The organism is Rahnella sp. ATs2, assembly GCF_051851855.1.
Taxonomy (GTDB): domain Bacteria; phylum Pseudomonadota; class Gammaproteobacteria; order Enterobacterales; family Enterobacteriaceae; genus Rahnella; species Rahnella variigena.
This window is the reverse complement of sequence record NZ_JBLYPL010000039.1, coordinates 1-25,367: the sequence shown is the minus strand read 5'-3', so window position 1 is coordinate 25,367 and position 25,367 is coordinate 1. Positions and strand designations below refer to the sequence as shown.

The 25,367-nt window shown below is 52.2% G+C and carries 26 protein-coding genes; 6 read left to right on the top strand and 20 right to left on the bottom strand.

Features of this window, described 5'->3' with window-relative positions:
- Positions 1 to 41: 41 nt before the first annotated feature.
- Complete coding sequence (gene mfd, locus ACJY2G_RS24945) at positions 42 to 3,485, bottom strand: transcription-repair coupling factor (protein ID WP_129638496.1); 3,444 nt, start codon at positions 3,483 to 3,485, stop codon at positions 42 to 44.
- Between the two features lie 238 nt (positions 3,486 to 3,723).
- On the opposite strand from mfd, the gene lolC reads away from it, so the two are divergent.
- From lolC to pepT, 5 genes are all read left to right on the top strand, one after another.
- Positions 3,724 to 4,926 (top strand): lipoprotein-releasing ABC transporter permease subunit LolC, encoded by a 1,203-nt coding sequence (lolC, locus tag ACJY2G_RS24940; protein WP_430319074.1) that lies wholly within the window; start codon positions 3,724 to 3,726, stop codon positions 4,924 to 4,926.
- Positions 4,919 to 5,623: a lipoprotein-releasing ABC transporter ATP-binding protein LolD gene (gene lolD, locus ACJY2G_RS24935; protein ID WP_112291103.1), complete on the top strand. Its 705-nt coding sequence runs from the start codon at positions 4,919 to 4,921 to the stop codon at positions 5,621 to 5,623. The genes lolC and lolD overlap by 8 nt, the downstream gene beginning before the upstream one ends.
- Positions 5,623 to 6,873: a lipoprotein-releasing ABC transporter permease subunit LolE gene (gene lolE, locus ACJY2G_RS24930; RefSeq protein WP_112291102.1), complete on the top strand. Its 1,251-nt coding sequence runs from the start codon at positions 5,623 to 5,625 to the stop codon at positions 6,871 to 6,873. The genes lolD and lolE overlap by 1 nt, the downstream gene beginning before the upstream one ends.
- A gap of 63 nt (positions 6,874 to 6,936) precedes the next feature.
- Complete coding sequence (cobB, locus tag ACJY2G_RS24925) at positions 6,937 to 7,767, top strand: Sir2 family NAD+-dependent deacetylase (RefSeq protein WP_439292317.1); 831 nt, start codon at positions 6,937 to 6,939, stop codon at positions 7,765 to 7,767.
- Between the two features lie 153 nt (positions 7,768 to 7,920).
- Positions 7,921 to 9,150, top strand: a complete 1,230-nt coding sequence (gene pepT, locus ACJY2G_RS24920) for a peptidase T (protein WP_430319076.1) — start codon at positions 7,921 to 7,923, stop codon at positions 9,148 to 9,150.
- Between the two features lie 239 nt (positions 9,151 to 9,389).
- Here the strand turns inward: pepT and ACJY2G_RS24915 are convergent, their stop codons facing one another.
- From ACJY2G_RS24915 to rluE, 9 genes are all read right to left on the bottom strand, one after another.
- Entirely contained in the window at positions 9,390 to 9,890 is a 501-nt protein-coding gene (locus ACJY2G_RS24915; protein WP_430319077.1) for a hypothetical protein, read from the bottom strand.
- A 405-nt stretch (positions 9,891 to 10,295) separates the two neighbouring features.
- Positions 10,296 to 11,417 carry a JmjC domain-containing protein gene (locus tag ACJY2G_RS24910; RefSeq protein WP_430319078.1) on the bottom strand — a complete coding sequence of 374 codons (1,122 nt, stop codon included), beginning with the start codon at positions 11,415 to 11,417 and terminating at the stop codon, positions 10,296 to 10,298.
- A gap of 159 nt (positions 11,418 to 11,576) precedes the next feature.
- Positions 11,577 to 13,031, bottom strand: coding sequence for a two-component system sensor histidine kinase PhoQ (gene phoQ, locus ACJY2G_RS24905; RefSeq protein ID WP_120160656.1), 1,455 nt, complete (start codon positions 13,029 to 13,031; stop codon positions 11,577 to 11,579).
- A 31-nt stretch (positions 13,032 to 13,062) separates the two neighbouring features.
- Complete coding sequence (gene phoP / locus ACJY2G_RS24900) at positions 13,063 to 13,737, bottom strand: two-component system response regulator PhoP (protein WP_095921366.1); 675 nt, start codon at positions 13,735 to 13,737, stop codon at positions 13,063 to 13,065.
- A 206-nt stretch (positions 13,738 to 13,943) separates the two neighbouring features.
- Positions 13,944 to 15,314, bottom strand: a complete 1,371-nt coding sequence (gene purB / locus ACJY2G_RS24895) for an adenylosuccinate lyase (protein ID WP_120160658.1) — start codon at positions 15,312 to 15,314, stop codon at positions 13,944 to 13,946.
- 23 nt (positions 15,315 to 15,337) lie between these two features.
- Positions 15,338 to 15,964 carry a high frequency lysogenization protein HflD gene (hflD, locus tag ACJY2G_RS24890; RefSeq protein ID WP_112291091.1) on the bottom strand — a complete coding sequence of 209 codons (627 nt, stop codon included), beginning with the start codon at positions 15,962 to 15,964 and terminating at the stop codon, positions 15,338 to 15,340.
- Between the two features lie 190 nt (positions 15,965 to 16,154).
- Positions 16,155 to 17,264: a tRNA 2-thiouridine(34) synthase MnmA gene (mnmA, locus tag ACJY2G_RS24885; RefSeq protein WP_430319079.1), complete on the bottom strand. Its 1,110-nt coding sequence runs from the start codon at positions 17,262 to 17,264 to the stop codon at positions 16,155 to 16,157.
- Positions 17,265 to 17,511: 247 nt separating this feature from the next.
- Positions 17,512 to 17,958: an NUDIX hydrolase gene (locus tag ACJY2G_RS24880; protein ID WP_112291088.1), complete on the bottom strand. Its 447-nt coding sequence runs from the start codon at positions 17,956 to 17,958 to the stop codon at positions 17,512 to 17,514.
- Positions 17,951 to 18,577 carry a 23S rRNA pseudouridine(2457) synthase RluE gene (gene rluE, locus ACJY2G_RS24875; protein ID WP_129638505.1) on the bottom strand — a complete coding sequence of 209 codons (627 nt, stop codon included), beginning with the start codon at positions 18,575 to 18,577 and terminating at the stop codon, positions 17,951 to 17,953. The genes ACJY2G_RS24880 and rluE overlap by 8 nt, the downstream gene beginning before the upstream one ends.
- 132 nt (positions 18,578 to 18,709) lie before the next feature.
- On the opposite strand from rluE, the gene icd reads away from it, so the two are divergent.
- Positions 18,710 to 19,963: an NADP-dependent isocitrate dehydrogenase gene (gene icd, locus ACJY2G_RS24870; protein ID WP_439292316.1), complete on the top strand. Its 1,254-nt coding sequence runs from the start codon at positions 18,710 to 18,712 to the stop codon at positions 19,961 to 19,963.
- Between the two features lie 123 nt (positions 19,964 to 20,086).
- On the opposite strand, the gene ACJY2G_RS24865 is transcribed toward icd, so the two are convergent.
- Genes ACJY2G_RS24865 through ACJY2G_RS24820 form a run of 10 tightly spaced genes read right to left on the bottom strand, consistent with a single transcriptional unit; the run spans position 20,087 to position 25,094 of the window.
- Complete coding sequence (locus tag ACJY2G_RS24865; RefSeq protein ID WP_346636632.1) at positions 20,087 to 21,211, bottom strand: phage integrase Arm DNA-binding domain-containing protein; 1,125 nt, start codon at positions 21,209 to 21,211, stop codon at positions 20,087 to 20,089.
- Positions 21,195 to 21,437 carry an excisionase gene (locus ACJY2G_RS24860; protein ID WP_235173134.1) on the bottom strand — a complete coding sequence of 81 codons (243 nt, stop codon included), beginning with the start codon at positions 21,435 to 21,437 and terminating at the stop codon, positions 21,195 to 21,197. Before ACJY2G_RS24860 ends, ACJY2G_RS24865 begins: the two co-directional genes overlap by 17 nt.
- A 43-nt stretch (positions 21,438 to 21,480) precedes the next feature.
- Positions 21,481 to 22,272, bottom strand: a complete 792-nt coding sequence (locus ACJY2G_RS24855; protein WP_439292315.1) for a hypothetical protein — start codon at positions 22,270 to 22,272, stop codon at positions 21,481 to 21,483.
- Between the two features lie 4 nt (positions 22,273 to 22,276).
- Positions 22,277 to 22,399: a hypothetical protein gene (locus ACJY2G_RS24850; protein ID WP_439292314.1), complete on the bottom strand. Its 123-nt coding sequence runs from the start codon at positions 22,397 to 22,399 to the stop codon at positions 22,277 to 22,279.
- Positions 22,396 to 22,614 (bottom strand): hypothetical protein, encoded by a 219-nt coding sequence (locus tag ACJY2G_RS24845; protein WP_439292313.1) that lies wholly within the window; start codon positions 22,612 to 22,614, stop codon positions 22,396 to 22,398. The genes ACJY2G_RS24850 and ACJY2G_RS24845 overlap by 4 nt, the downstream gene beginning before the upstream one ends.
- Entirely contained in the window at positions 22,614 to 23,051 is a 438-nt protein-coding gene (locus ACJY2G_RS24840) for a hypothetical protein (RefSeq protein ID WP_439292312.1), read from the bottom strand. The genes ACJY2G_RS24845 and ACJY2G_RS24840 overlap by 1 nt, the downstream gene beginning before the upstream one ends.
- A complete protein-coding gene (locus ACJY2G_RS24835; RefSeq protein ID WP_439292311.1) occupies positions 23,048 to 23,536 on the bottom strand; it encodes a class I SAM-dependent methyltransferase in 489 nt (162 codons plus the stop codon). Before ACJY2G_RS24835 ends, ACJY2G_RS24840 begins: the two co-directional genes overlap by 4 nt.
- Positions 23,529 to 24,209 carry a hypothetical protein gene (locus ACJY2G_RS24830; protein WP_439292310.1) on the bottom strand — a complete coding sequence of 227 codons (681 nt, stop codon included), beginning with the start codon at positions 24,207 to 24,209 and terminating at the stop codon, positions 23,529 to 23,531. Before ACJY2G_RS24830 ends, ACJY2G_RS24835 begins: the two co-directional genes overlap by 8 nt.
- Positions 24,206 to 24,562 carry a DUF551 domain-containing protein gene (locus tag ACJY2G_RS24825; protein WP_439292309.1) on the bottom strand — a complete coding sequence of 119 codons (357 nt, stop codon included), beginning with the start codon at positions 24,560 to 24,562 and terminating at the stop codon, positions 24,206 to 24,208. Before ACJY2G_RS24825 ends, ACJY2G_RS24830 begins: the two co-directional genes overlap by 4 nt.
- Positions 24,563 to 24,575: 13 nt before the next feature.
- Positions 24,576 to 25,094, bottom strand: coding sequence for an HD family hydrolase (locus tag ACJY2G_RS24820; protein ID WP_439292308.1), 519 nt, complete (start codon positions 25,092 to 25,094; stop codon positions 24,576 to 24,578).
- Positions 25,095 to 25,367 lie beyond the last annotated feature (273 nt).

The following is a 25,367-nucleotide window of genomic DNA, read 5'->3' as shown; positions in this document are numbered from 1 at the left end:
GAATGATGAGTTCACCGGGCTTTTCTTTTGCTTCGTCAGACTCAGATCAGATGTTCTGTAAACTCACTCAGCATGTCACCGACAAATTTCAGGCGTTTTGGGCGGTCAGTCAGATCCAACATAAACTTCAGCTTGGTCGGACCGTCGAGACGATACACCTGCGGCTGTTTTTGCAGCAGACCGATCAGGAAGCCCGGATCGACACGGTTCTTATCACCGAATTCGATAAAGCCACCGCGCTCGTTGCCTTCGATACGCCGGATGCCCAGCTCTTTAGCTTTCAGGCGCAGCACGGCAATCTGCAACAGATTGCGCGCAGCGTCCGGCAGCGTGCCGAAGCGGTCGATCAGCTCCACGCGCAACTCGTCCAGTTCACCTTCGGTCTTGGCGCTGGCGATGCGTTTGTATAATGACAGGCGGGTATTGACGTCAGGGATGAAATCTTCCGGCAGCAGCGCAGGCATGCGCATTTCGACTTCCGTCTGGCTGGTGGTTAAATCCTCCAGCGACGGCTCGCGGCCTTCCTTCAGCGCTTCGACGGCGTTTTCCAGCAATTCCATATACAGCGAGAAACCGATGCTGGTCATCTGACCGCTCTGGCCTTCACCGAGCAGTTCACCTGCACCACGAATTTCCAGGTCATGCGTCGCCAGCGCGAAACCAGCACCCAGGTCTTCCAGCGAGGCGATGGCTTCCAGACGTTTATGCGCATCAACAGACATGGCTTTCGGCGGTGGTGTCAGCAGATAGGCATAGGCCTGATGATGTGAACGCCCGACGCGGCCACGCAGCTGATGCAGCTGCGCCAGACCAAAGTGATCGGCACGCTCAATGATGATGGTGTTTGCCGTCGGGATATCGATACCGGTTTCGATGATGGTGGTACACACCAGCACGTTAAAACGCTGATGGTGGAAATCATTCATCACGCGCTCAAGGTCGCGCTCACGCATCTGCCCGTGCCCGATAGCAATGCGCGCTTCCGGCACCAGTTCGGCCAGACGCTGCGAGGCTTTTTCGATATTCTCAACGTCGTTATAAAGATAATAAACCTGCCCGCCGCGCAGAATTTCACGCAGTATCGCCTCGCGAACCACCAGGCTGTCGTACTCGCGCACGAAGGTTTTGACCGCCATACGACGTGCGGGCGGTGTGGCAATAATCGACAGATCGCGCATACCGCTCATCGCCATATTCAGCGTACGCGGGATAGGCGTTGCGGTCAGTGTCAGGATATCCACATCGGCACGCATGGCTTTGATTCGTTCTTTATGGCGTACACCGAAACGGTGTTCTTCATCGACGATCAGCAGACCGAGATCTTTCCAGCGCAGGTCGCTTTGCAGCAGTTTGTGCGTACCGATAATAATATCGACTTTGCCTTCAACGGCATCTTCCAGCACCACGTTTTGCTCTTTGGCGCTGCGGAAACGCGACATCATTTCGATGCGTACCGGCCAGCTGGCGAAACGGTCGCGGAAGTTATCGAAGTGCTGTTGTGCCAGCAGCGTGGTCGGCACCAGAACGGCCACCTGTTTGTTGTTTGAAACGGCAAGGAAAGCTGCGCGCATCGCCACTTCGGTTTTCCCGAAACCTACGTCGCCACAGACCAGACGATCCATCGCCAGTGGTTGTGTCATGTCGGTCAGTACCGCATTAATCGCCTGAGCCTGATCCGGCGTGGTTTCAAACGGGAAAGCCTGACAGAACAGCTGATACTGTTCTTTGTCATGCTTAAAGGCGAAACCACTTTTGGCTTCGCGCTGGGCATAGATATCCAGCAGTTCGGCGGCAACGTCGCGTACTTTCTCTGCGGCTTTCTGCCGTGCTTTCGACCAGGCTTCACCCCCCAGTTTATGCAGTGGCGCGCTTTCGTCGGCACCCCCGGCATAGCGGCTGATCAGATGCAGGGATGACACCGGCACATAGAGTTTGTCTTCACCGGCGTAAGTCAGGATCAGGTATTCGGCAGTAATACCGCCGGTTTCCAGCGTGGTCAGCCCGAGATAACGGCCGACGCCGTGCTCGACGTGTACCACCGGCTGACCGGGGCGCAGTTCAGCGAGGTTGCGGATCAGCGTATCGGTATTAATCGACCGGCGGCTGTCCTGACGGCGACGCGCCACACGTTCACCAAGCAGGTCGCTTTCGCAGATCAGCGCCAGCTGTTTATCCGCATCCAGAAAACCGCGTTCACATGCGCCGATCATGATGTAACGACCGGCAGTATCGGCTTCTTCGATGCGGGTAATCAGCGTCGGCATCAGCTTGATGCGTGCCAGCAAATCCTGCAACGTTTCGCGGCGGCCTTCACTTTCTACCGAGAAGACCAGACTGCCCGCGAAGGATTCATTGAAGCGACGCAGGTTATCCATCGGCGCTTTATTCTGCGGCTGAACGGATAAATCTGGCAGCTTTTCGTAGCTCAGATTGGTGTTCGCGGCTTTCTTCGGCAGCGAATCGGTGCGCAATTGCACGCGTGGCCACTCTTTGAGTTCGGCAAATAACGAATCAACGCGCAACCACAGATTTTCCGGTTCCAGCAGCGGACGCATCGGATCGACGCGGCGGCTTTCGTAACGCTGACAGGCATCCTGCCAGAAACGCTCGGCGGCAGCTTCGAGGTCGCCGGTATTCAGCAGCAGGGTATTTTCCGGCAGATAGCTGAACAGCGTGGTCAGCGGCTGGCTGAAAAACAGCGGCTGCCAGTATTCGATACCGGCCGGGAAGGTGCCTTTGCTGACCTGCTGATACACATGCTCAGCGTCGCGACGCACTTCGAACTTCTCGCGCCACTGGCTGCGGAACAGTTCGATGGCATTTTTGTCGGTTGGGAATTCATGTGCGGGCAGCAGATTGATATGATCGACTTCGGTCAGCGTGCGCTGGGTATCCACGTCAAAGATACGCAGACTGTCGATTTCATCATCAAAGAAATCAATGCGGTAAGGTTCTTCGCTGCCCATCGGATACAAATCGAGCAGGGCGCCACGGGTGGCAAACTCACCGTGTTCCATCACCTGATCGACGCTGCGGTAACCGGCTTGTTCCAGCTGCGCACGCAGCTTATCGCGGGAAAGTTGCTGGCCTTTTTTCATCACCAGCGCATGACCGTGCAGGAATTCGTGCGGGCAGACGCGCTGCATCAGCGTATTCACCGGCAGAATGATGATGCCGCGTTCCATAGTCGGAAGCTGATACAAACTGGAAAGGCGCGAAGAAATGATTTCCTGATGCGGAGAAAAACTGTCGTAAGGCAGGGTTTCCCAGTCGGAAATGCTCAGGACTTTGTTTTCAGTAAACTGCTGGATTTCATCGCGCAGGCGCAGGGCATTCTGCATATCAGGTGCGATCAGCAGCACGGGGCCGGTATGGCGTTCACTGATTTGGGCGCATTCCAGCGCGCAGGCGGAGCCCGTAAGCTGGCCTAACAGGCGGGTGTCGCCCGGACGTTCAGGCAACGAATAACGATAATCTTGAGACATAGGCTGTTTTGAGTTCTCGTTTTGGCGGCTGTCGGAGGCCAATTTGCAGACCGTATCTTGCTTCGCTGGTGTCATCGGGGTCAACCCGTTGACGGTATAAAAGCGTCAACAGAGTCACAAAGTTAAACCGATTACTTTGGGTTAGTGGTTCCATAAAGCGGTGCTAGCCTTTATTATCCTTGATCACTTTAGTCTGCGCCACGCACTTATTTGCGGCCAAGCACTTAAAACGGATGTTATGTATCAACCTGTCGCGTTATTTATAGGTCTGCGCTACATGCGCGGGCGTGCTTCGGACCGCTTCGGGCGGTTTGTCTCCTGGTTATCCACCATTGGTATCACCCTTGGGGTGATGGCGCTGGTAACCGTATTGTCTGTGATGAACGGTTTTGAGAAAGATCTGGAAGGTAACATTCTGGGTCTGATGCCTCAGGCGTTAATCACTACACCGGCCGGATCGCTAGATCAACAGAAAATCACCCATGATCAGGTGTCAGCGCTGAAAAGTGTTAACCGCGCCGTGCCGCTCACCACCGGTGATGTCGTGCTGCAAAGTCCCGGCAGCGTTGCCGTGGGCGTGATGCTCGGTGTGGATCCCACTCAGCATGATCCGCTCGCGAAATACTTAATTGGGGTTGCACAGCAGGAACTTCAACCCGGTCAGTACAACATCATTCTGGGCGATCAGCTGGCGCAGCAACTCAAAGTGCGTCGCGGTGATCAGCTGCGTCTGATGGTCACCAGCGTCAGCCAGTTTACGCCGGTCGGTCGTGTGCCAAGCCAGCGTCTGTTCAATGTGATCGGCACGTTCTCCGCCAACAGTGAAGTGGATGGTTACCAGATGCTGGTGAACATTCAGGACGCCTCACGTCTGATGCTATATCCGAAAGGCAACGTGACCGGCTGGCGTCTGTTCCTCGATAAACCGCTGGACGTCGACAGCCTGAGTACGCAAAAGCTGCCGGACGGAGCCAGCTGGAAAGACTGGCGCGAACGTCGCGGTGAGTTGTTCCAGGCCGTGCGCATGGAAAAAAATATGATGGGGCTGCTGCTGAGTCTGATCGTCGCCGTCGCCGCGTTTAACATTATTACGTCACTGGGCTTACTGGTGATGGAGAAACAAGCCGAAGTGGCAATTTTGCAAACGCAGGGCTTAAGCCGCCGCCAGATTATGGCGCTGTTTATGGTGCAGGGCGCCAGTGCCGGTGTGATAGGCGCGTTGCTCGGTGCTGTGCTCGGCGTGGTACTGGCCACTCAGCTGAATACCATTATGCCGGCTATTGGGCTGATGCTTGATGGCGCGTCGCTGCCGGTCGATATTGAACCGGTTCAGGTCGTTGTCATTGCGCTGGTCGCCATGGCAATCGCCTTATTATCTACGCTTTATCCTTCCTGGCGCGCTGCTGCCACCCATCCCGCAGAGGCTTTACGTTATGAGTAATTCTTTATTATTGCAGTGTGAAAACCTCTGTAAGACTTATCAGGAAGGCAAGATGCACACCGACGTGCTGCGTGACGTGAGCTTCGCCATGCAGCCAGGTGAGATGATGGCGATTGTCGGAACGTCCGGTTCCGGTAAAAGTACCTTGCTGCATCTGCTGGGCGGCCTGGATTCCCCGACGTCTGGTGAAGTGATTTTCAAAGGTCAGTCGCTGAACAGCATGTCTTCCTCGGCGAAATCCGAATTGCGTAACCGCGAGCTGGGCTTCATTTATCAGTTCCACCATTTGCTGCCGGATTTCACCGCACTGGAAAACGTGGCAATGCCGCTGCTGATCGGCAAAAAGAAATCTGCCGAAGTCCAGGAGCGCGCGCTGGCGATGCTTGAGGCGGTTGGGCTGCAACACCGCAGCAATCACCGTCCTTCCGAGCTTTCCGGCGGCGAACGTCAGCGTGTGGCGATTGCCCGTGCGCTGGTGAATAACCCTTCGCTGGTGCTGGCCGATGAACCGACCGGTAACCTCGACCAGCGCAACGCAGACAGCATTTTTGAGCTGCTCGGCGAACTGAATGTGCGTCAGGGCACCGCGTTTCTGGTGGTGACTCATGACCTGCAACTGGCCAACCGTCTGACGCGTCAGCTGGAAATGCGTGACGGCAAGCTGCAGCAGGAATCGATGTTGCTGGGAGCGAAGTAATGTCTGGCATTCCGTTTTCATTATTGATTGGCCTGCGCTTTAGTCGCGGGCGTCGCCGCAGCGGCATGGTGTCGCTGATTTCGGTGATTTCAACGTTAGGTATCGCGCTCGGTGTAGCGGTATTGATCGTCGGCCTGAGCGCCATGAACGGGTTCGAGCGTGAACTGAAAGAGCGCGTACTGGCGGTGGTGCCACACGGTGAAATCCGCCCGGTGAATCAGCCGTTTAACAACTGGCAGGGCGTTCTGGATCGTGTGGAAAAAGTGCCGGGCATTGTGGCCGCCGCGCCGTATATCCAGTTCAATGGCCTGATTGAGCACGGTGCCAAACTGCGTGCCATCCAGCTGAAAGGTGTGGATCCGCAGAGCGAACCGCGTGTCAGTGCCGCGCCGAAATTTGTACAAAATAATGCATGGCAGAACTTTAAAGCCGGTCAGCAACAGCTGATCCTCGGTAAAGGCGTCGCCGATGCCGTGGGTGTGAAGCAGGGCGACTGGGTGACGGTGATGATCCCTAACAGTGACCCGGAAATGAAACTGTTACAGCCAAAACGCATCCGTTTGCAGGTCGCCGGGATTTTGCAGCTCAGCGGACAGCTTGATCACAGTCTGGGCATGGTGCCGCTGGCCGATGCGCAGCAATATCAGGATATGGGCAGCAGCGTGACCGGCATTGATATTAAAGTTAATGATGTCTTTGCGGCGCAAAAATTAGTCCATGATGCGGGTGAAGTGACGCAGGCTTACGTCTACATTAGTAGTTGGATCGGCACATACGGCTATATGTACCGCGATATCCAGATGGTCCGCGCCATCATGTATATGGCGATGGTGCTGGTGATCGGCGTAGCCTGTTTCAACATTGTGTCTACGCTGGTGATGGCAGTGAAAGATAAAAGCAGCGATATTGCGATTTTGCGCACACTGGGCGCAAAAGACGGGCTTATCCGCGCGGTCTTCATCTGGTACGGTTTACTGGCAGGGCTGGTGGGCAGCGTGGCGGGTGTGGTGATTGGCGTGATTGCGGCTTTCCAGCTGACCAACATCGTCAACTTTTTGCAAAAACTCACCGGGCATCAGTTTCTGTCGGGCGACATTTATTTCATCGACTTCCTGCCATCTGAAGTTCACTGGCTGGATGTTGCGGGCGTGCTGGTCACCGCCCTGATCCTGAGCCTGCTGGCGAGCTGGTATCCGGCACGTCGCGCAAGCCGTATTGATCCTGCCCGCGTACTCAGCGGCGGTCAGTAATGTTTTTATTAATGCAGTGTTGATGCAGTTTTAATCAGACACAGAGAGAGTAAGGAGCACTTCATGCGCACACGTCATCGTCTGTGTCGGTTTCGCAAAAACAAGCGCATTCGCCATCAGCGGTTCCGGTCGAATATTTTCCACCGTGATTCGATGGCTGCGGCTTCACTGAAAAAGCCGTTTGTGGTGGTGCTGACCGGTGCCGGGATTTCAGCTGAATCCGGTATCCGTACCTTCCGCGCCGCAGACGGTTTGTGGGAAGAACACCGTGTTGAGGATGTGGCGACGCCGGAAGGTTATCGCCGCGATCCGCAACTGGTGCAGCGTTTTTACAATGAACGCCGCCGCCAGTTGCAGGCCGAAGATCTCAAACCGAATGCCGCGCATTATGCGCTGGCCACGCTGAAAGAAGCGCTCGGCGATAACTTCCTGCTGGTGACGCAGAACATCGACAATCTGCACGAGCGCGCCGGGAGTTCTCGTGTGATTCATATGCACGGTGAATTGCTGAAAGTACGCTGCACGCAGTCCGGGCAAGTGCTGGAGTGGCCTGGCGATCTGAGTGTCGACGACCGCTGTCATTGCTGCCAGTTCCCCGCACCGCTGCGTCCGCACATTGTCTGGTTCGGTGAAATGCCATTTGGCATGGACGAGATTTACGACGCATTGGCGAAAGCCGACTTCTTCGTGGCGATTGGCACGTCAGGCCATGTTTATCCGGCTGCCGGATTTGTTCATGAAGCGCGTATTGGCGGTGCCTGTGCGGTTGAACTGAATCTTGAGCCCAGCCAGGTAGAAAGCGAGTTTGATATGAAGCATTACGGTCTGGCGAGTCAGGTCGTGCCGGAATTTGTGCATAAATTTCTGACGAAGAAAGACGAAGCCTGGTCGTAGACCGGGCTTTTTTTTCGACTTAATGGCCGTAAAGCGAAAAATTGCGCCTGTCCCGCAGACATATCTCGTTAAACTTGGCGAAAACTGACCTGACGCAATATTCACGGTTTTCATGCTGCGCATAATAAAAGCCAGCCGCCAGAGGATACCCAAATGAATAAGTTGCTTGATCGTTTTCTTCATTATGTTTCTTTCGATACCCAATCTAAACCCAATGTCAGACACACGCCCAGCACCGACGGGCAACTCAAGCTGGCGCAAGCCCTGCGTAATGAACTGACAGAACTGGGATTTTCAGATGTCACTCTCAGCGATAAAGGCTGCGTGATGGCAACCTTGCCGGGTAACGTGGCCTGGAAGGTACCGGTGATTGGTTTCATTTCCCATCTGGATACCGCGCCTGATTTCACGGCCAAACACGTTAATCCGCAAATTGTGGAAAATTATCGCGGCGGCGATATTGCACTGGGAAATGGCGACGAAATTTTATCACCGGTAATGTTCCCCGTGTTACATCAGCTTCTCGGCCACACGATCATTACCACCGACGGCAAAACCTTGCTCGGGTCTGATGATAAATCCGGTATCGCAGAAATTATTACCGCGATGGTGCGTCTGAAGAACAGCAATATTCCGCACGGGCCGGTGCGTATCGCCTTCACGCCAGACGAAGAAATCGGCAAAGGCGCGCAGAGTTTTGATATTCCTGCATTCGGCGCGCAGTGGGCCTACACCGTCGACGGTGGTGGAGTGGGGGAGCTGGAGTTTGAGAACTTCAACGCCGCGTCGGCCACGATTAAAATTGTCGGTAATAACGTGCATCCGGGCAGCGCTAAAGGGGTGATGGTGAATGCGTTGTCACTGGCAACACGTTTTCACAACGAGCTTCCTGCGGATGAAACGCCCGAGCATACAGAAGGTTACGAAGGTTTCTACCATCTGACGACCATCAAGGGCAACGTTGAGCGCGCGGAAATGCATTACATCATTCGTGATTTCGACAAAACGCAGTTTGAAGCCCGTAAACAAAAAATTATTGATGTCGCGCATCTGGTCGGCAAAGGGCTGCATCGCGATTGCTATATCGAAGTGACGCTGGACGATCACTACTACAACATGCGCGACAAAGTGGCACAGCATCCGCACATTATTGCGCTGGCGCAGCAGGCGATGAAAGATTGCGATATCGAGCCAATCATGAAGCCTATCCGCGGCGGTACTGATGGCGCGCAACTTTCGTTCCGTGGTTTGCCATGCCCGAATATCTTCACCGGCGGCTATAACTTCCACGGCAAACACGAATTTGTGACGCTCGAAGGAATGGAAAAAGCGGTCTCCGTGATTATGCGTATTGCGGAACTGACGGCGGAAAGATCTAAATAAATCCTGGTCAGCCTTTGAGTTATAACCTTTAACAATATAAGGCTGGTTAGATTATTCTTTATTATCCTCGTGTTACTCCTTTACTCTGGTTATAACAGCTAACCTGTCTAAATATATCTTTATTTGGTATCCGTGAAAATAAGTATGCATACCAAATCTCTGAACCCTAATCCTTTCAGAGGATTGCTGCGGCTTAGATAACTTCATCGGGCTGTAAAAGGCCGACAGCATTGCGTTGTTTATTTCAGAAGCTCCATTCCGTGCAGTGCCATCCGGCAGCCGTCCGCGGCATTACCTTGTGTAGTGATTAAACATTTTTCTGGCATGGCTACTGCCCGGAACGAGAGCTGTAAGTTAAACTGGCTACGTTTTTTATCCACCATGATAATGTCATTATTTCTGAGTATAATGTTTGAAATATTCGCCTGAGAAATTAACTTAATCATGCCGGTGCTAGAGATATAAAAGCGTGTATCGGTTCTATTTCTATCCAGAGAAACCATAGCGATCTCGCACTTGCTGCCATCACTGGCCTTCCAGTTATCCACAGCGCCAAAAAAATCAGGAAAAATACCCTGATGCAGGAAAGAAGACAGCGAACCAATATGTTCCTGAATCCATTGATTTTTGGGTTCAATGATCTGAGTGGAAAAATTAATTTTAGATTGAGTCTCATTACCCGGAATGGATATTTTTTTATTATCAATATAATAATTCATTCGGGAGAGGTCGGCCAGCATACTCGAATTCATGGCAGACTTACCAAACCTGCGGATATCTCGATCTATATTCTTATTAATTGTATCGTATAATCTTCGCGTTATTTCAGCTGAGAGATTTCGGCTTATGTAAAGCTCAGTTTTTTTTACTTCTGATTTCGGGAGAGGGTAACTGGCAACAGTATGGGATTTAGTTAACTCATTTTTTTTTGTAAACAACTTTGTGAAGAGCATGCCTGACCTTTGATAACCAATTGTTGGTAATGAAATATCTTTCCTGATTATAAGGGTTGAGAGAGATGTTGACTAATATCAATTTACTATTAGTTGCGGGTCAGCCATTAATAACTAAAATATTAAGTTTTTTAATTAATACAGAATGCCGGAGCATTCTGTATTAATAATAAGATTAAATAGTTCTTAATATTAGTCGTTAAAGTACCAGTAACCGCTGTTCACCAGCGCTGACAGCAGCGCAAGGAATGAAGGATCGTCCAGCGCATCACCCAGCATTTCTTTGGTCACGGTTTTGTGACGGGCAATGGCATCCACTGCGCCGATATGTTCCGTGGTCATCGCTTCACCGTTGACGTAACAGGTATCGCCCACACGCAGCACGCGCAGACCGCCCAGACGTTCCAGCGTTTCACCGGATTCCAGCAGTTCATAAATTTCACCTGCCTGATAAGGCGGTTCCGGCGGTGCCAGATCCAGCTCATGACGCGACTGGGAAATGAATTCGCCAAACCAGCTGTTGAAATGCGCCGGATTACTGATCAGATCCAGCATCATGCCGCGCAGCTTATCCAGCTCAGCCGGTTGCACTTCGGCGGGATTTTCACGTTCAATCAGTTCCGGATCGTTGTAACGGTGACTGCCGAGTTCGCGCGAAAGCACGTAATCTGCGAAACCACTGACCATTTCGCGAGCATTTGGCGCACGGAAACCGACTGAATAGTTAAGTGAGTTCTCCAGCGAATAGCCGTCGTGCGGGAAACCTGGCGGAATATAAACGATATCGCCCGGCTCCAGCTCTTCATCAATAATCGCATCGAACGGTTCAACCTGCAGCAAATCCGGATGCGGGCAGTGTTGTTTCATGGCGACTTTTTCGCCCACACGCCAGCGACGGCGGCCGGTTCCCTGAATAATAAAGACGTCGTACTGATCCAGATGCGGACCCACACCGCCGCCCGGAACCGAGAAGGAAATCATCAGGTCATCCATGCGCCAGTCCGGGATATGGCGGAACGGTGTCATCAGATGTGAAGACGGTTCGTGCCAGTGATCGACTGCCTGAACCAGCACCGACCAGCCGGTTTCGCCCAGATGATCGTAACTTTCAAACGGCCCGTGGCTGACATTCCATTTGCCGTCGCGATTGCTCACCAGACGGCTGTCCACCTCATTTTCCATCGCCAGTCCTGCCAGTTCGTCAGGCGAGATAGGATCCACAAAATTTTTAAAGCCGCGTTTTAGCACGACAGGACGTTTTTGCCAGTAACGCTGCAGGAAATCATTCCAGTCTAGGTCGAGTTGGTAATCCATAGTATTTCCCTTGCATTAAAAGGAGGGTGGATAAAGAAGAGGACTGTCTGTAAATGATTATAACGGAAGGTGTTGCGGCTGAGTTGGGCAATTGCCAGCAAATTTCGAACTATGGTTAAGATTGCACCGAAATATGCTGGCAAAATGGTCGGGTAAACATTACTCCAGTTCGATGCCTTGTTGCAGGCCGAAACAGACACGCATACTCGCGCCGCCCAGCGGGCTGTCGCTGATGATAATTTTGCCGTCGTATTGCTCGATAATGTCGTTGGCCAGTGAAAGTCCCAGACCCTGTCCGGGGCGCAATGTATCCGCACGCTGACCGCGCTGGAAAATCACCTCACGCTTGCTCTCGGGGATCCCCGGACCATCATCTTCAATCAAAATCACCAGTTCATGTTCGGTATGTACCGCGCTGATTTCGACAAATTCCAGACAGTACTTGCAGGCGTTATCAATCACATTACCCATGACTTCCATGAAATCATTCTTCTCACCGACAAAGGTGATTTCCGGCGAAATATCGACGGTGATCACTACGCCTTTGCGCTGATACACTTTGTTCAGCGCTGAGCATAATCCGTCAAGGATCGCCGGCACGGAATGCACTTCGCGGATCAACAGGTTCTGTTCAGAGCGTAATGTGGCGCGATGCAGGTAGTAACCAATTTGCTGTGAAATGCGGCTGATTTGTTCAAGCATCACTGGCTCCGCTTCTTCGATGGTCATCTGCTTGCCATTACGCAGAGCGCGCAGGGTGGATTGCAAAACCGCCAGCGGGGTTTTCAGGCTGTGCGTCAGATCCGCCAGCGTAGTGCGATAACGATCATAGCGGCCACGTTCGCCGTGCAGCAAAATATTCAGGTTACGCACCAGCCCGCGCAGCTCACGGGGCGGGTTTTCATCCAGCAATTCCCGTTCATGAGATTCCAGCTGGGCGACCTGATGGATGACCTCTTTGATTGGGCGCAGACTCCAGTACGCGGCCAGCCATAACAGCGGTACGACTAACAGTAGGTTTGCCAGCAGAACATAACTGAACCATTCCCACACCAGATCTGAACGTTGCAATTCCTGCGGTATGGTATCCACCACAACAATGTTAAGTGTCGGCAGGCGCGCCGTCGCGTTATAGGTGTTGACCGCAATGGAGTGGGTCATCGCGTTGGCGTCGGTTTCGTCGTAATCCTTCAGCTTATCCTGTGCTTTTGGGTTATTGCCCAGCACTTCGCTGCTGATTTGCGTGTCGGTATCCAGCTCGTAGAAGCCCGGTTTATTCATCCACGCTTTATCGATATGTGCTTCCAGCTCGGGAATGCGGCGCTCAGCCCACAGCAATTTTCCGTTGGCGTCGTAAATAAACACCAGCGTCGGCGTATTGAGGTCGAGATCAGGGGGAACGTTGATGCTCAGCTTGTTGTCGCGCCACTGAGCCAGGCTGAAAAAGAGATTACTTTCGCCGCGTAGCAAACGGTAGGCGGTTTTATCGAAACTCACCATATATCCGACGACCGCCACCAGCCCGTAGGCCAGCGACAGCGCGAGAACAACTGCCGCGGTCGCCATCATAAAACGGACGCGAAGGGAGAAGGGTTTCCTGGTGCGTCCTTTCATGGCGCGTCCTTTCGTGGTGAGAAACATACCCTTACGGGCGGATGTCGAAACGATAACCCTGACCGCGAACGGTCGTGATCACATCAACCGGATGTTCAGCCTGTAATTTTTTACGCAACCGTCCCATCAGTACATCCACGGTATGGCTTTCGCGCAGTTCGGCATCGGGATAAAGCTGAAGCATCAGGGAGTCTTTGCTGACGACTTTCCCGGCGTTGCGGATCAGCGTCTCGATAATCGTATATTCGAACGCCGTCAGTTTAATCGGTTGTTCGTTAACGGTGAGCTCGCGGCGGGACAAATCAATCTGGAAAGGTTGAAGTGTAATGACCTGAGAGGCGAGGCCGCTGTTACGGCGCATCAGTGCCTGCATACGCGCCAGCACTTCTTCCAGATGGAAAGGCTTCGTAACGTAATCGTCGGCACCGGCTTCCAGCACAGCGACTTTATCCTGCCAGCTTTCACGGGCGGTCAGCACCAGAATGGGCAGATTGGTCTGATGGCTGCGCCAGCGGCGGATCAGGCTCAACCCATCTTCGCCCGGCAAACCGAGATCGACAATCGCTATGTCCGGCGCATGTTCATGCAAAAAATAGTCGGCTTCTTTGGCATCTTCCGCCGCATCCACCTGATGACCCATTTCCCGCAACTGAACTGAAAGGTGATGACGGAGCAGTGCATTATCTTCAATGACTAAAATTCGCATGGTGATTCCTTATCCTGACAGCACGCAAAAGGGTTTACATATTCTGAGTGCAATTGTAATTGATTCAGAAACATTTTAATCAACCTGAGGTCAACGCGGATGTGCTTAAACCTCAACAGAACCTAAACGAATTATAAACGGCTTTTGGCAGAAAGCGCATAAAAAAGGCGACCCGCAGGCCGCCTCATGATCTACACCCCAAAAACTTACTTCAGTTCATCAACCATGGTGGTGGCGCGACCGATGTAGTTGCCCGGAGTCATGGCTTTCAGGCGGACTTTCTCTTCTTCCGGTAACTCCAGAGAATCGATAAACGCCTGCATACCCGCCGCATCAACACGTTTGCCGCGGGTCAGCTCTTTCAGCTTCTCGTAAGGCTTTTCGATACCGTAACGGCGCATCACGGTCTGGATTGGCTCAGCCAGCACTTCCCAGTTGTGATCCAGTTCGTTGGCCAGATTGGCTTCGTTGACTTCCAGCTTGCTGACGCCTTTCATGGTTGCCTGATACGCGATCAGCGCATAGCCCAGACCCACGCCGAGGTTACGCAGCACGGTGGAGTCGGTCAGGTCACGCTGCCAGCGGGAAACTGGCAGTTTGCTGGCAAGATGTTGCAATACGGCGTTGGACAGACCCAGGTTGCCTTCGGAGTTCTCGAAGTCGATCGGGTTGACTTTGTGCGGCATGGTGGATGAACCGATCTCGCCCGCGATAGTGCGCTGTTTGAAGTGGTTCAGGGCAATGTAACCCCAGATGTCGCGGTCAAAGTCGATCAGGATAGTGTTAAAACGCGCCACACAGTCAAACAGTTCGGCGATGTAGTCATGCGGCTCGATCTGCGTGGTGTACGGGTTCCAGGTGATGCCTAGAGACGTCACGAATTCTTCACTGAACTGGTGCCAGTTCACTTCAGGGTACGCCACGATGTGAGCGTTGTAGTTGCCCACTGCGCCGTTGATTTTGCCGAGGATTTCGACGTTTTGCAGCTGCTTAAACTGGCGATCCATACGGTAAGCGACGTTAGCCAGCTCTTTACCGATAGTGGATGGCGTCGCCGGCTGACCGTGAGTACGGGACAGCAGCGGTATATCGCGGTACTTGTGCGCCAGATCTTTCACGGCATCAATAATCTGCTTCCAGTAAGGCAGTACAACGTCCTGACGTGCGGTTTGCAGCATCAGCGCGTGGGAAAGGTTATTGATGTCTTCGGAGGTGCAGGCGAAGTGAATGAATTCAGACACTGCGTGCAGGGCAGGGATGGCCGCCACTTTTTCTTTCAGGAAATACTCAACCGCTTTGACGTCATGGTTGGTGGTTTTTTCGATGTCTTTAATGCGCTGAGCGTCATTAACATCAAAATTGGCCACAATCTGGTCGAGGAAAGCGTTTGCGTCGGCATCAAAAGCAGGAACTTCCTTGATTTCTGCACAGGCTGCCAGTTTTTGCAGCCAACGTACTTCAACCTGCACACGGAATTTCAGCAGGCCAAATTCGCTGAAAATAGTACGCAGCGCGCTGACTTTATCACCGTAGCGTCCATCAACGGGGGAAACGGCGGTCAGTGAGGATAATTCCATCGGTAGCAACTCCTGGGATCTTATTAACAATGAGCGAGAATATTCTTCGCCTGTTCAAACAAGCGATTACGGGAAAACATCAGTTGCAGGCGGCCACCGCCGACCTGGTGCCACAGCACCGCAGAGCGGATACCGGCCAGTAAGATGGCGCGGACTTTTGCCTGAACCTGCGGGTTTTGTAAAATGGCCGGTGAACCTGTGACCTGAATGCGCGGACCGGCCGGGCTGACCACATCGACATAAATCGAGGCCAGGGAGCTGATCATCGTTTCAGATTCCAGCTCAAAATGCGCCAGCTGGCGGTCAAGCTGATCGATACGTTCACCGAGCTGATTCATGGCGGCTTTATTGGCGTACAGCTTGCGTTCAAGCACCATCAGGCTTAATGCGTAACGCGTTAACTCAGCGCCCGGCCCCTGACGGTTGGCATTCAGCACACCCAGCAGCGTCTCCAGTCCCATCTTCAAATTGGCTTCATTATTACCGTAAACCGCCAGCGTTGACGCCGGATTCATCTCCAGCAGGCTGCGCAGTGACACTGACATTTCTTCCTGCGAGCATTGGCCTTCGTGTGCCAGTTGCTGAACCAGGCGTGCTGCCTGACAGATCCCCGCCAAAGCCAGCGTAATGTCGTAATAATTTTTAGCCACGTTTACTCCTGTAAGCGTTTTGAAACGATGAGACGCAGTGACAATGAAATAGCCCAAATTCATGGCGACAGATCATGCCATAAAACTGCCTCTAAACACAGTTCGGAATCAGTACAGGGCATCACAGTCGGACAGAAATAAAGCGGGACGCCCGAAAGCGTCCCGTATTCAACGATATATTTACCGCGTATCAGGCCTGAAGCGGCAGGCGCTGTTCAATGATCCCGCCTCCCAGACAGATTTCACCCTGATAAAATACTGCAGACTGACCCGGTGTGACCGCCGCAACCGGTGTATCGAAACGCACTTCGATGCGGTCTTCACTGAGCGGAGTCACCACGCACGGAATATCTTCCTGACGGTAACGGGTTTTCACGGTGCACGTCAGCGGGGCGGTCAGCGTTTTGCGATCGACCCAATGCAGTTGTTGGGCAATCAGACCAATGTTCATCAGGCGCGGATGCTCATGTCCTTGTGCGACGTAAAGAATGTTGTTCTCCACATCCTTTTCCACCGTGTACCACGGCTCTTCGCTGCCGTCTTTCTGGCCGCCGATGCCCAGACCTTTACGCTGGCCGAGTGTGTGATACATCAGCCCCTGATGTTGTCCCATCACCTGACCGTCCACGCTTTTAATCACGCCCGGTTGTGCCGGTAAATAGCGGCCAAGGAAGTCACGGAATTTACGCTCACCGATAAAGCAAATGCCGGTAGAGTCTTTTTTCTTCGCAGTGATTAAATCCAGTTCTTCGGCGATACGACGAACTTCAGGTTTTTCCAGCTCACCGACCGGGAACAGGCTTTGTGCGACCTGCTCGTGACCGAGCGTGTAGAGGAAATAGCTCTGATCTTTGTTGCCATCAACGCCGCGCAGCAAATGGCTGACACCGTCGATATCCTGGCGGCGGACGTAGTGACCGGTCGCGATATAATCCGCGCCCAGATCTTCAGCTGCAAATTCCAGGAAGGCTTTGAATTTAATTTCTTTATTGCACAGGATATCCGGATTTGGTGTGCGTCCGGCTTTATATTCCTCAAGGAATAATTCGAACACATTGTCCCAGTATTCCGCCGCGAAATTCACGGTGTGCAGTTCAATACCCAGCTTGTCACAAACGGCTTGCGCATCCGCAAGGTCAGTGGCTGCTGTGCAGTATTCTTCGTCGTCATCCTCTTCCCAATTTTTCATGAAGAGGCCCTCAACCTGATAACCCTGCTGTTGCAGAAGGTACGCAGAGACAGAGGAATCGACACCGCCGGACATACCGACGATCACTTTTTTCTGGCTGTTGTCAGACATAATAGTCCCGAAACACATGAATTAATTGCCCGGTACTGACGGTGTTTATTCTGATGCTTGTCGCACGAGGATGAAGGCCGCGCGCATCCAAAACATCACAAAAAACCGAACACCACAGAAACCGAACAGAGAGGAACTGCTTTACTAAGATTTCACGCGAGCTACATCGTGAAGCGCAAAATTTTATCACGTCAGGCCGGTTGCTGCATCGCTGATTAACCGCGTAGCAACAACCGGAAGGGGAGGGTTATTCCGGCAGATTGAAATTGTGCAGAATTTCCAGAGGATAACGCGGTGATTGCTGATAACAGCGAATGCTTTCCGCCACCAGCGGCGAGCGCAGTTGCGCAGAACCGATAATTTCCTCGGCAGTCACCCAGCGGCAACGGTCAATATCAGCATCCTGCGGTGCGGTTTCCAGCATTTCTGGCAGGTCAATCACAAAGGCGAAACGTAGAAACGGCGTGGCGTCTGGTGCCTGCCATTGGTGCAAACCCAGGAAAAATTGTGGCTCCGCACGGATCCCTGTTTCTTCATACAGCTCACGTTTTGCTGCACTGACCAAGGTTTCATCGGCTTCGAGATGACCGGCAGGCTGATTCCAGGTGACTTTGCCGTGAATGGTTTCTTCGACAACCAGAAACTTTCCCTGTGCCTGAACGATGCAGGCGACAGTAACGTGCGGTTTAAACATGCGGAATTTCCTTCCATTGGCCGGGTTGTAAGTCGCCGAGGGTGAATTCGCCCATACTGAAGCGGATCAGGCGCAGCGTCGGGAATCCCACATGGGCCGTCATGCGGCGTACCTGACGGTTTCTTCCCTCGTATAACGTGATTTTCAGCCACGCCGTCGGGATAGATTTGCGCTCGCGGATTGGCGGATTTCGCGCCCAAAGCCATTCCGGCTCATCGACAATCTCCGCACCCGCAGGCAATGTCGGCCCGTCTTTCAGTGTGATGCCCTCGCGCAATGATTTTACTGCGGCGTCATCGGGTTCGCCCTCGACCTGAACATAATAAACTTTGCCGGTACGTTTGCCCGGCTGAGTCAGCGCAGCCTGCAGTTTGCCATCGTTGGTCAGCACCAGTAAACCTTCGCTGTCGCGATCCAGACGACCTGCGGCATAAACGTCTGTTAAAGAAATGTAATCTTTAAGCGTTGCCCGACCGGCCTCATCAGTGAATTGTGGCAGTACATCAAACGGTTTATTGAAAAGAATCACCTTTCCCGGCCCTTTTGGGGCAGATTGTTCTTTGGCAGGCCTTTTGCTGAAACGTTTAACGTTGTGATTTTTAAAAGATAGCGGGTTCATAGGCATTGAAGTTGGAGAGAATTAGCGCATTATACTTGAAAAATGTTTCGGATTGGCTAGCGAGAAATATTCGAGTAATATCGTCCGGCATCTTACAAATTTTTAACAAAAATGCGCTCGAAGGAGAGGTTAATGGAAAGCAAAGTAATTGTTCCGGCTGAAGGTAAAAAGATTACAGTAGACGCTCAGGGTAAACTGGTCATTCCTAATAATCCTGTTATCCCATTTATCGAAGGTGATGGCATCGGTGTTGACGTAACGCCTGCCATGATCAAAGTCGTTGATGCGGCTGTTCAGAAAGCCTATAAAGGCGAGCGTAAAATCTCCTGGATGGAAATCTACACCGGCGAGAAATCCGTAGAACTGTACGGCAAGGACGTGTGGCTGCCAGAAGAAACTCTGGACCTTATCCGTGATTACCGTGTTGCTATCAAAGGCCCACTGACAACTCCGGTTGGCGGCGGCATTCGCTCCCTGAACGTGGCACTTCGCCAGCAACTCGACCTGTATATCTGTCTGCGTCCGGTTCGTTATTACACCGGCACTCCAAGCCCGGTTAAACGTCCTGAAGACACCGACATGGTTATCTTCCGTGAAAACTCCGAAGATATTTATGCGGGTATCGAGTGGAAAGCCGGTTCTGCTGAAGCAGATAAAGTGATCAAGTTCCTGCAAGACGAAATGGGCGTGAAGAAAATCCGTTTCCCACAAGATTGTGGTATCGGTATCAAACCTTGCTCCGAAGAAGGCACCAAACGTCTGGTTCGCGCTGCGATTGAATACACTATCACCAACGATCGTGATTCACTGACTCTGGTTCATAAAGGCAACATCATGAAGTTCACCGAAGGTGCCTTCAAAGATTGGGGCTACCAGCTGGCGCGCGAAGAGTTCGGCGGTGAGCTGATCGACGGCGGCCCGTGGGTGAAAATCAAGAACCCGAACAACGGCAAAGTCATCATCATTAAAGACGTGATCGCGGATGCGTTCCTGCAACAAATCCTGCTGCGTCCTGCTGAATACGACGTCATCGCTTGTATGAACCTGAACGGTGACTACATCTCCGACGCCCTGGCGGCGCAGGTTGGCGGCATCGGTATCGCACCTGGCGCAAACATCGGTTCTGATTGCGCGCTGTTCGAAGCGACGCACGGTACTGCACCGAAATATGCCGGTCAGGACAAAGTGAACCCGGGTTCAATCATCCTGTCCGCAGAAATGATGCTGCGTCATATGGAATGGTTCGAAGCCGCAGACCTGATCGTCAAAGGCATGGAAGGCGCTATCGCCAACAAAACTGTGACTTACGATTTCGAACGCCTGATGGAAGGCGCTAAGCTGCGGAAATGTAGCGAGTTTGCCGACGACATGATCGCAAATATGTAATTGCGATATTGTTGAAGTAGATATCGGGGGCATCGCGCCCCCTTTGTTTTTCATCCCTCCAAAAATTCTTCTGCAAAACCCCTGCAAAACTCTTCTGCAAAATTGAATAAAAAATGCACTGTTTTAAATAGCTAAAACTACCCAATCTTTCCCGCGATCGTCGTTATATCTGTCGGTCATCATCTGGTTTTTATGGCCCAATAATTTCTGTGTGTCGATGCCCTGGGCACGATATAACCGTTCCGATAATGAGCGTTGTTCATGAAAAGATGGCGGCGTTCCCTCTGTCCATTTTAAGCCGCTGCGATCCCTGACATGTGAAAACGAAGCGGTGATGGAAGCGCTGGAAACTTGACCGCCTCTTTTTGCTTTCCCCGTCGTATGATGGATGTGCAAAATATAGGGGCTGACTATCATGTCGCGGCACCGGGTGATTACATCCCGAAGCGAGGTATCAAGTTCATCGCAACGTAACGAAAGGGGGATCGCCAGCTTCATACCGGTTTTCTCCTGTTCAATGTGCAAATGGTCGTCCCATATGTCGGAAAACTTCATGCGCGATATGTCCCCCAGACGCTGGCCGGTCACCACAGCCAGAAGCATGGAATTCTGGACGTAGTTTTGCGCACTCTCAGCGGCTTTGAAAATTACGCGCCATTCCTCAATATCAAAGCGTTCGCGCTGCACTTTATTTATTGGTTTTCTGGTGGCTTGTGCAGGGTTGTAACCTGGTTCAACTTCGCCAGCGTGCTGCGCTTCTTTGTAGACATCGACCAGTACCATGCGTACAACCTGAGCCATACGCCGCTGGCCGCGTTCTTTGTATTGTTCGATTATTGTCGCAATATCTTTTGCCCCGATAGACTGCAATTCCATCGCACCACATTCCCGCCGGAACGCCTCAACCGGGGCTGATTTCTGCTTGTAGGTGTTCAGTTTAATTTCGCCACTCTTCAGCCGCTCGTCCTGAATTTTTATGTATTTATCCAACCACGTGCTGACCGTGATCGACATGCCCAGTTTCGTGCTGATTTTTTCCCGAATAGTGAACATGTGCTTCATTTTCTGTTCGGCCAGCCGGGTATTGGCATCTATCGCTATTTGCCGTGCTTCCTCCTCACTATCGCCTAAGCCGTGAAACTTTCCGGTGACTGGGTGCTTATAACGCCAGTAAACCTTTTTGGTTCTGGCGTCGGTATAGCAGGAGAGACCGGGAATATTCACGTTGTATTTACGTGGACGAGCCATCTTCGAGAATCCTTTTTAAACGTGGATTATCATCCTTCTTGACTATGGGCTTATCGGTCATGCCAATAAAGCGCGCTGACGCTTCGACACGCCAGCACCGCCCAGCTTTGAAGGGTGGTGGAGATATCATGCCGCTCTTTGCATACTTCATCAGGGTTGGCCTGCTTGGTATTGGATCCGAGAATTCATCCTGAGCCCATGCATCTAACGTTAATGTTCTCGTCATAAATCACTCCACACGTTTAAGTTATAGCCGGCTGCACACAGGCTTAAAGATTTGAAAGTTTTTCGATTGCCTTATCGATGGCCAGATGCGCGGCCCGGACATCAACATCACGGGAACCAGGCGCGCCGAACTTAGGCTTAATGGCCGTGAGTGCATCGATCAGTTCCGTCCGACTGCCTCCGATAGAGACGGCAGTCAGCACATCATGAAGAACTGCTGGCGCTGAGGACTGATGATCATCCTCCTTATCGGTATCACCGGTCTGGACGATGCAGCCAGCGGCCACGATCTGCTTTTTGGCATGCTCGACGCCCGCCACCCATGCTTCACATTGTTCTTCTGAGTACCAGTGAGCCATGTGCGAGACAGCGCCGATGTCGCAATCAGTCAGCACTACGACCGGCTTTTGCGGGGCGGTGAGTAGCTCACAAACGGCTTTTGCGTCTGCATACGCCTGTTCCTGCGTTGCCACCTTTCGAGTGTTGCCATGAATCCAGCAGCGATAAGAAGAAATCTCATTGCTGTCCCCGACAAACTCAGGGAGAGCTGACGAATATTTCATACCTTCCGGTATGAGTTCGATCGCCACCGGCACCTGATCGCCTTTCAGCGCCTCAGTGCAAGCTTCGACCGCAATGCGCATGAACGCATCAGGACATGCTGCGCGGTCGAGTGCAGCTCGAACCTTCTGAGCAACAGGCCAGCTAATTTCCGGTTTCAGCTCACGTAAGGCGATTAGTTCTTTGACGGCTTCCATCATTTCGCTGCGAGTGAGGAAATTGCTTGACGGGTCGCGCTCGAAATCTTTTAATCGATCGTACGTTATATTTTTCATGTAGTTATCTCGACTCGCCAGATAGGTTAATAAGCACCATAAAACCGACAAAGGCGCATATAACGCCACCAATACCAGCCAGAATAATCAATGCCCAAACAAGAATTGTTCCGATTAAAGCGATCATGGTTTTACCTTATTAAACAATTCTGGATGTAACGCACGAGCAGAACTTAAAAGCCACGGACGGCGGATCATGATATTAAGGCCCAGCCAGTAAAACTCTCTGGCATTGGCGATTCTTACTGTGTGCGGCTTCCAAAACCATTGACGCACATATGACGCGCGAACCCTGATTAATGGCGCTTTCCCTAAACTTTTATGGCTGTAATATTGTTTCATCACTCCCCCGTAATCGTAAAATGGAAACCAGCTACGTGAATCGCATGTTCAACCTGGAAACGGGAAAGCCAGTCACCGTGTTTATTTGGGATCATGACGTTCCGCTCACCTTCGTGGAATGGATGCCCGGCGCGGGCTGAGTAACCGGCTGGCAGCACCACCGGATTAGTCAGCTTGGATTTCAGTGCTACGATTTCCTCCTGAGCCGCCAGCAATTTACGCTCCGCTGCTTTCTCGCGATGTAATGCCTTGTGCAGTTCTTCCTCTGAACCGGCAGCCCGCTGGCGTTCTGCTTCGAGCCTTGCTTGCTGCGCGCTCAATATTTTATAAACAAACGCATATGCAGCGCGTACCGGTTCGTTATCTGCTGCGCCGCAATCCATCAGCCTTTCAACAATTTCTCTCGATAGTGCTGCTGTATCTGTTGTATCAGTCATACTGCCTCCTTCAAAAACAGGATCCAGTGAGTTTTGTCGCCTTTGCCGGTGCGCTGCCAGATTGTTGGCTTCTGGTCGGTTAGTGCGATGACTTGAGCAACAGGGATCTGCGTTTCGTTCCACTTGAAAACCAATGTGCCGTGTGGCCGCAACACTCTGAACGCTTCGCGGAATCCGGCGGCGATGTCTTCACGCCATGTTGCTTTGTCCAGAGCACCGTACTTCTTCCGCATCCAGCCTTTTTCTCCGGCCCGCTCGAGGTGCGGCGGGTCGAATACAACCTGGGAGAAACTGTTATCGGCGAATGGCAACTGGCGGAAGTCGGCAATCACGTCCGGGCTGATCACCAGTTGGCGACCGTCACACAGCGTGTGTTCTTCGCTGCGCACGTCGCTGAATACAGCGCGCTCATCCTGTTTATCGAGCCAGAACATCCGGGAGCCGCAGCACATATCGAGGATTGGCTTGCTGGCCGTATCAGTCATGAGGTTGCTCCTTCACCTTTGAGATGCGTGATGTTGACCATGTGACGCTATGATTGGCGGTTAGAGTGAATGCATTACCACACTCATCACACTCCAGCTTTTCGCCATCTGCGTCATATGATTCCTCAGTGCAAATCTCTGCGTCGCAATATGGGCATCTGGCTTCGTCCTCGTACTCATAATCACTCTCATTGAAATCTTCATCAGGAACGATACGAGTCAACGCTGCTTCTCGACTTAAAGCCTCTTGCCTCTCATGGCATGGATGACAAGTCCAACCCCAAACACCACTATCGTCACGAGTTCCCCATATGCCACCGCCATTGTCATATTCGTTGCGCGGTGGAATGCCAATGCAATCAACTCTTTTTTTATTGCAGCATTGGCAACGGTCATGTTCTTCACAAACCTGGTAAGACATTTTCTCGCCGTTGCTATTGCAGTGACCGCAGCCATTAACCCACAACCAAACACCAGCAATTTCCAACGCATAAAGGTGCTTCGCGGGCGGAGTCAGTGAGAAATCGCACTCCTGAATAACCTTCCCGCCGCGAACTATGCGCTCACCAAACTGCTGAGTGCTGCCGTTTCGTGAGCGATACAATCCGGGAGCGAGTCTCGGGTCATTGATTGCCCCAATAATAATTTCTCCGGCTTCAGTTTTTTCAATCATGACTGCTCTCCTGCTGGCGCTGGTTCGACTGGAATTGAAGCCCAGTGCGTGATCCGCACATCTTCATGCTTCAGGCCATCCAGTTGAAACGACCACTCCCATTCACCGGTTTCTCTCTGCCCCATAGCCATCCACATAGAACGCCAGCCGATCACCCAGCCTTCGCCGTTGGCATCAAATAGAAGCACCTCGTCATTTGCTGATGGCAACTCAACGTCAACGGATACAGCTTGATCATTAATCAGGTCCCGCCATGCCACTGCTACCAGCTGGCCACCGAGAATTCCGGTGCTGGCACCTACCACTGGTTCTTTCCCATCTTCAAAATCAATAACGAAAGTGACTTTTCCCATGATTTCCCCCGGATCAAAACATCAGCTCTTCCCAGCGGCGCATAAACAAAGCTCTGGCCTGTACTGGGTTGAGAGGTGTGATAAGAATGTCGGTCGGCATGATGCCTTCCAGAATCGGCCAGAAATTATCTGCATCGACTTCCAGATCCCGGCGTTCGGTCGCCAGCATGATCAGATCAGCTGTTTTGACGATGGCGCTCATCTCCCGAGGCAGTTCGTACTTCTCGCGGATCAGGGAATCAATCTGGCGCTCGACGCGGGCATAGTCCGGCAGCATGCGTTTCAGCGGGGCGGGGATGTCCTTCATGTACGCCTCAGTGGCATCATGCAATAGGGCTTCGCGCTGGTATTGCGGCTCAACAATCATGCTGCACAGAACAGAGTGCTGAGCCACGCTGTAGAATTCGGCAATCTGTCCGGCAAAGCGGCATTCGTGGGATAGTCCTTGCGCGATATCGCCGATATTGAAGGCGAGCACATTAGGATTTGAGAAATCCAGATGCTGGCCGGAAAAGGTGGTTAACCAGGTCATAAAATTACTCCACACATTAAGAGAGAAATATGCTGCACACTGTTTTTGGGTTGATCGAAGCCCTTGCCGGTTGTGGCAATTAATTTTCAGTAATAACGAATCACTAAATGCCCCAGTGGCTCAGGGCATTTAAGGCCGCGCTATCAGGCTTTGAACTCACCAATGAATGTTTCGACTTCAACGTCGGTGAAATTGGCTTCCAGTAGTTCGCGGAACTCGGTGGCCATCAGTTCTTCAGCTGTTTCCAACTGCACGATCCGCAGAACCAGCACT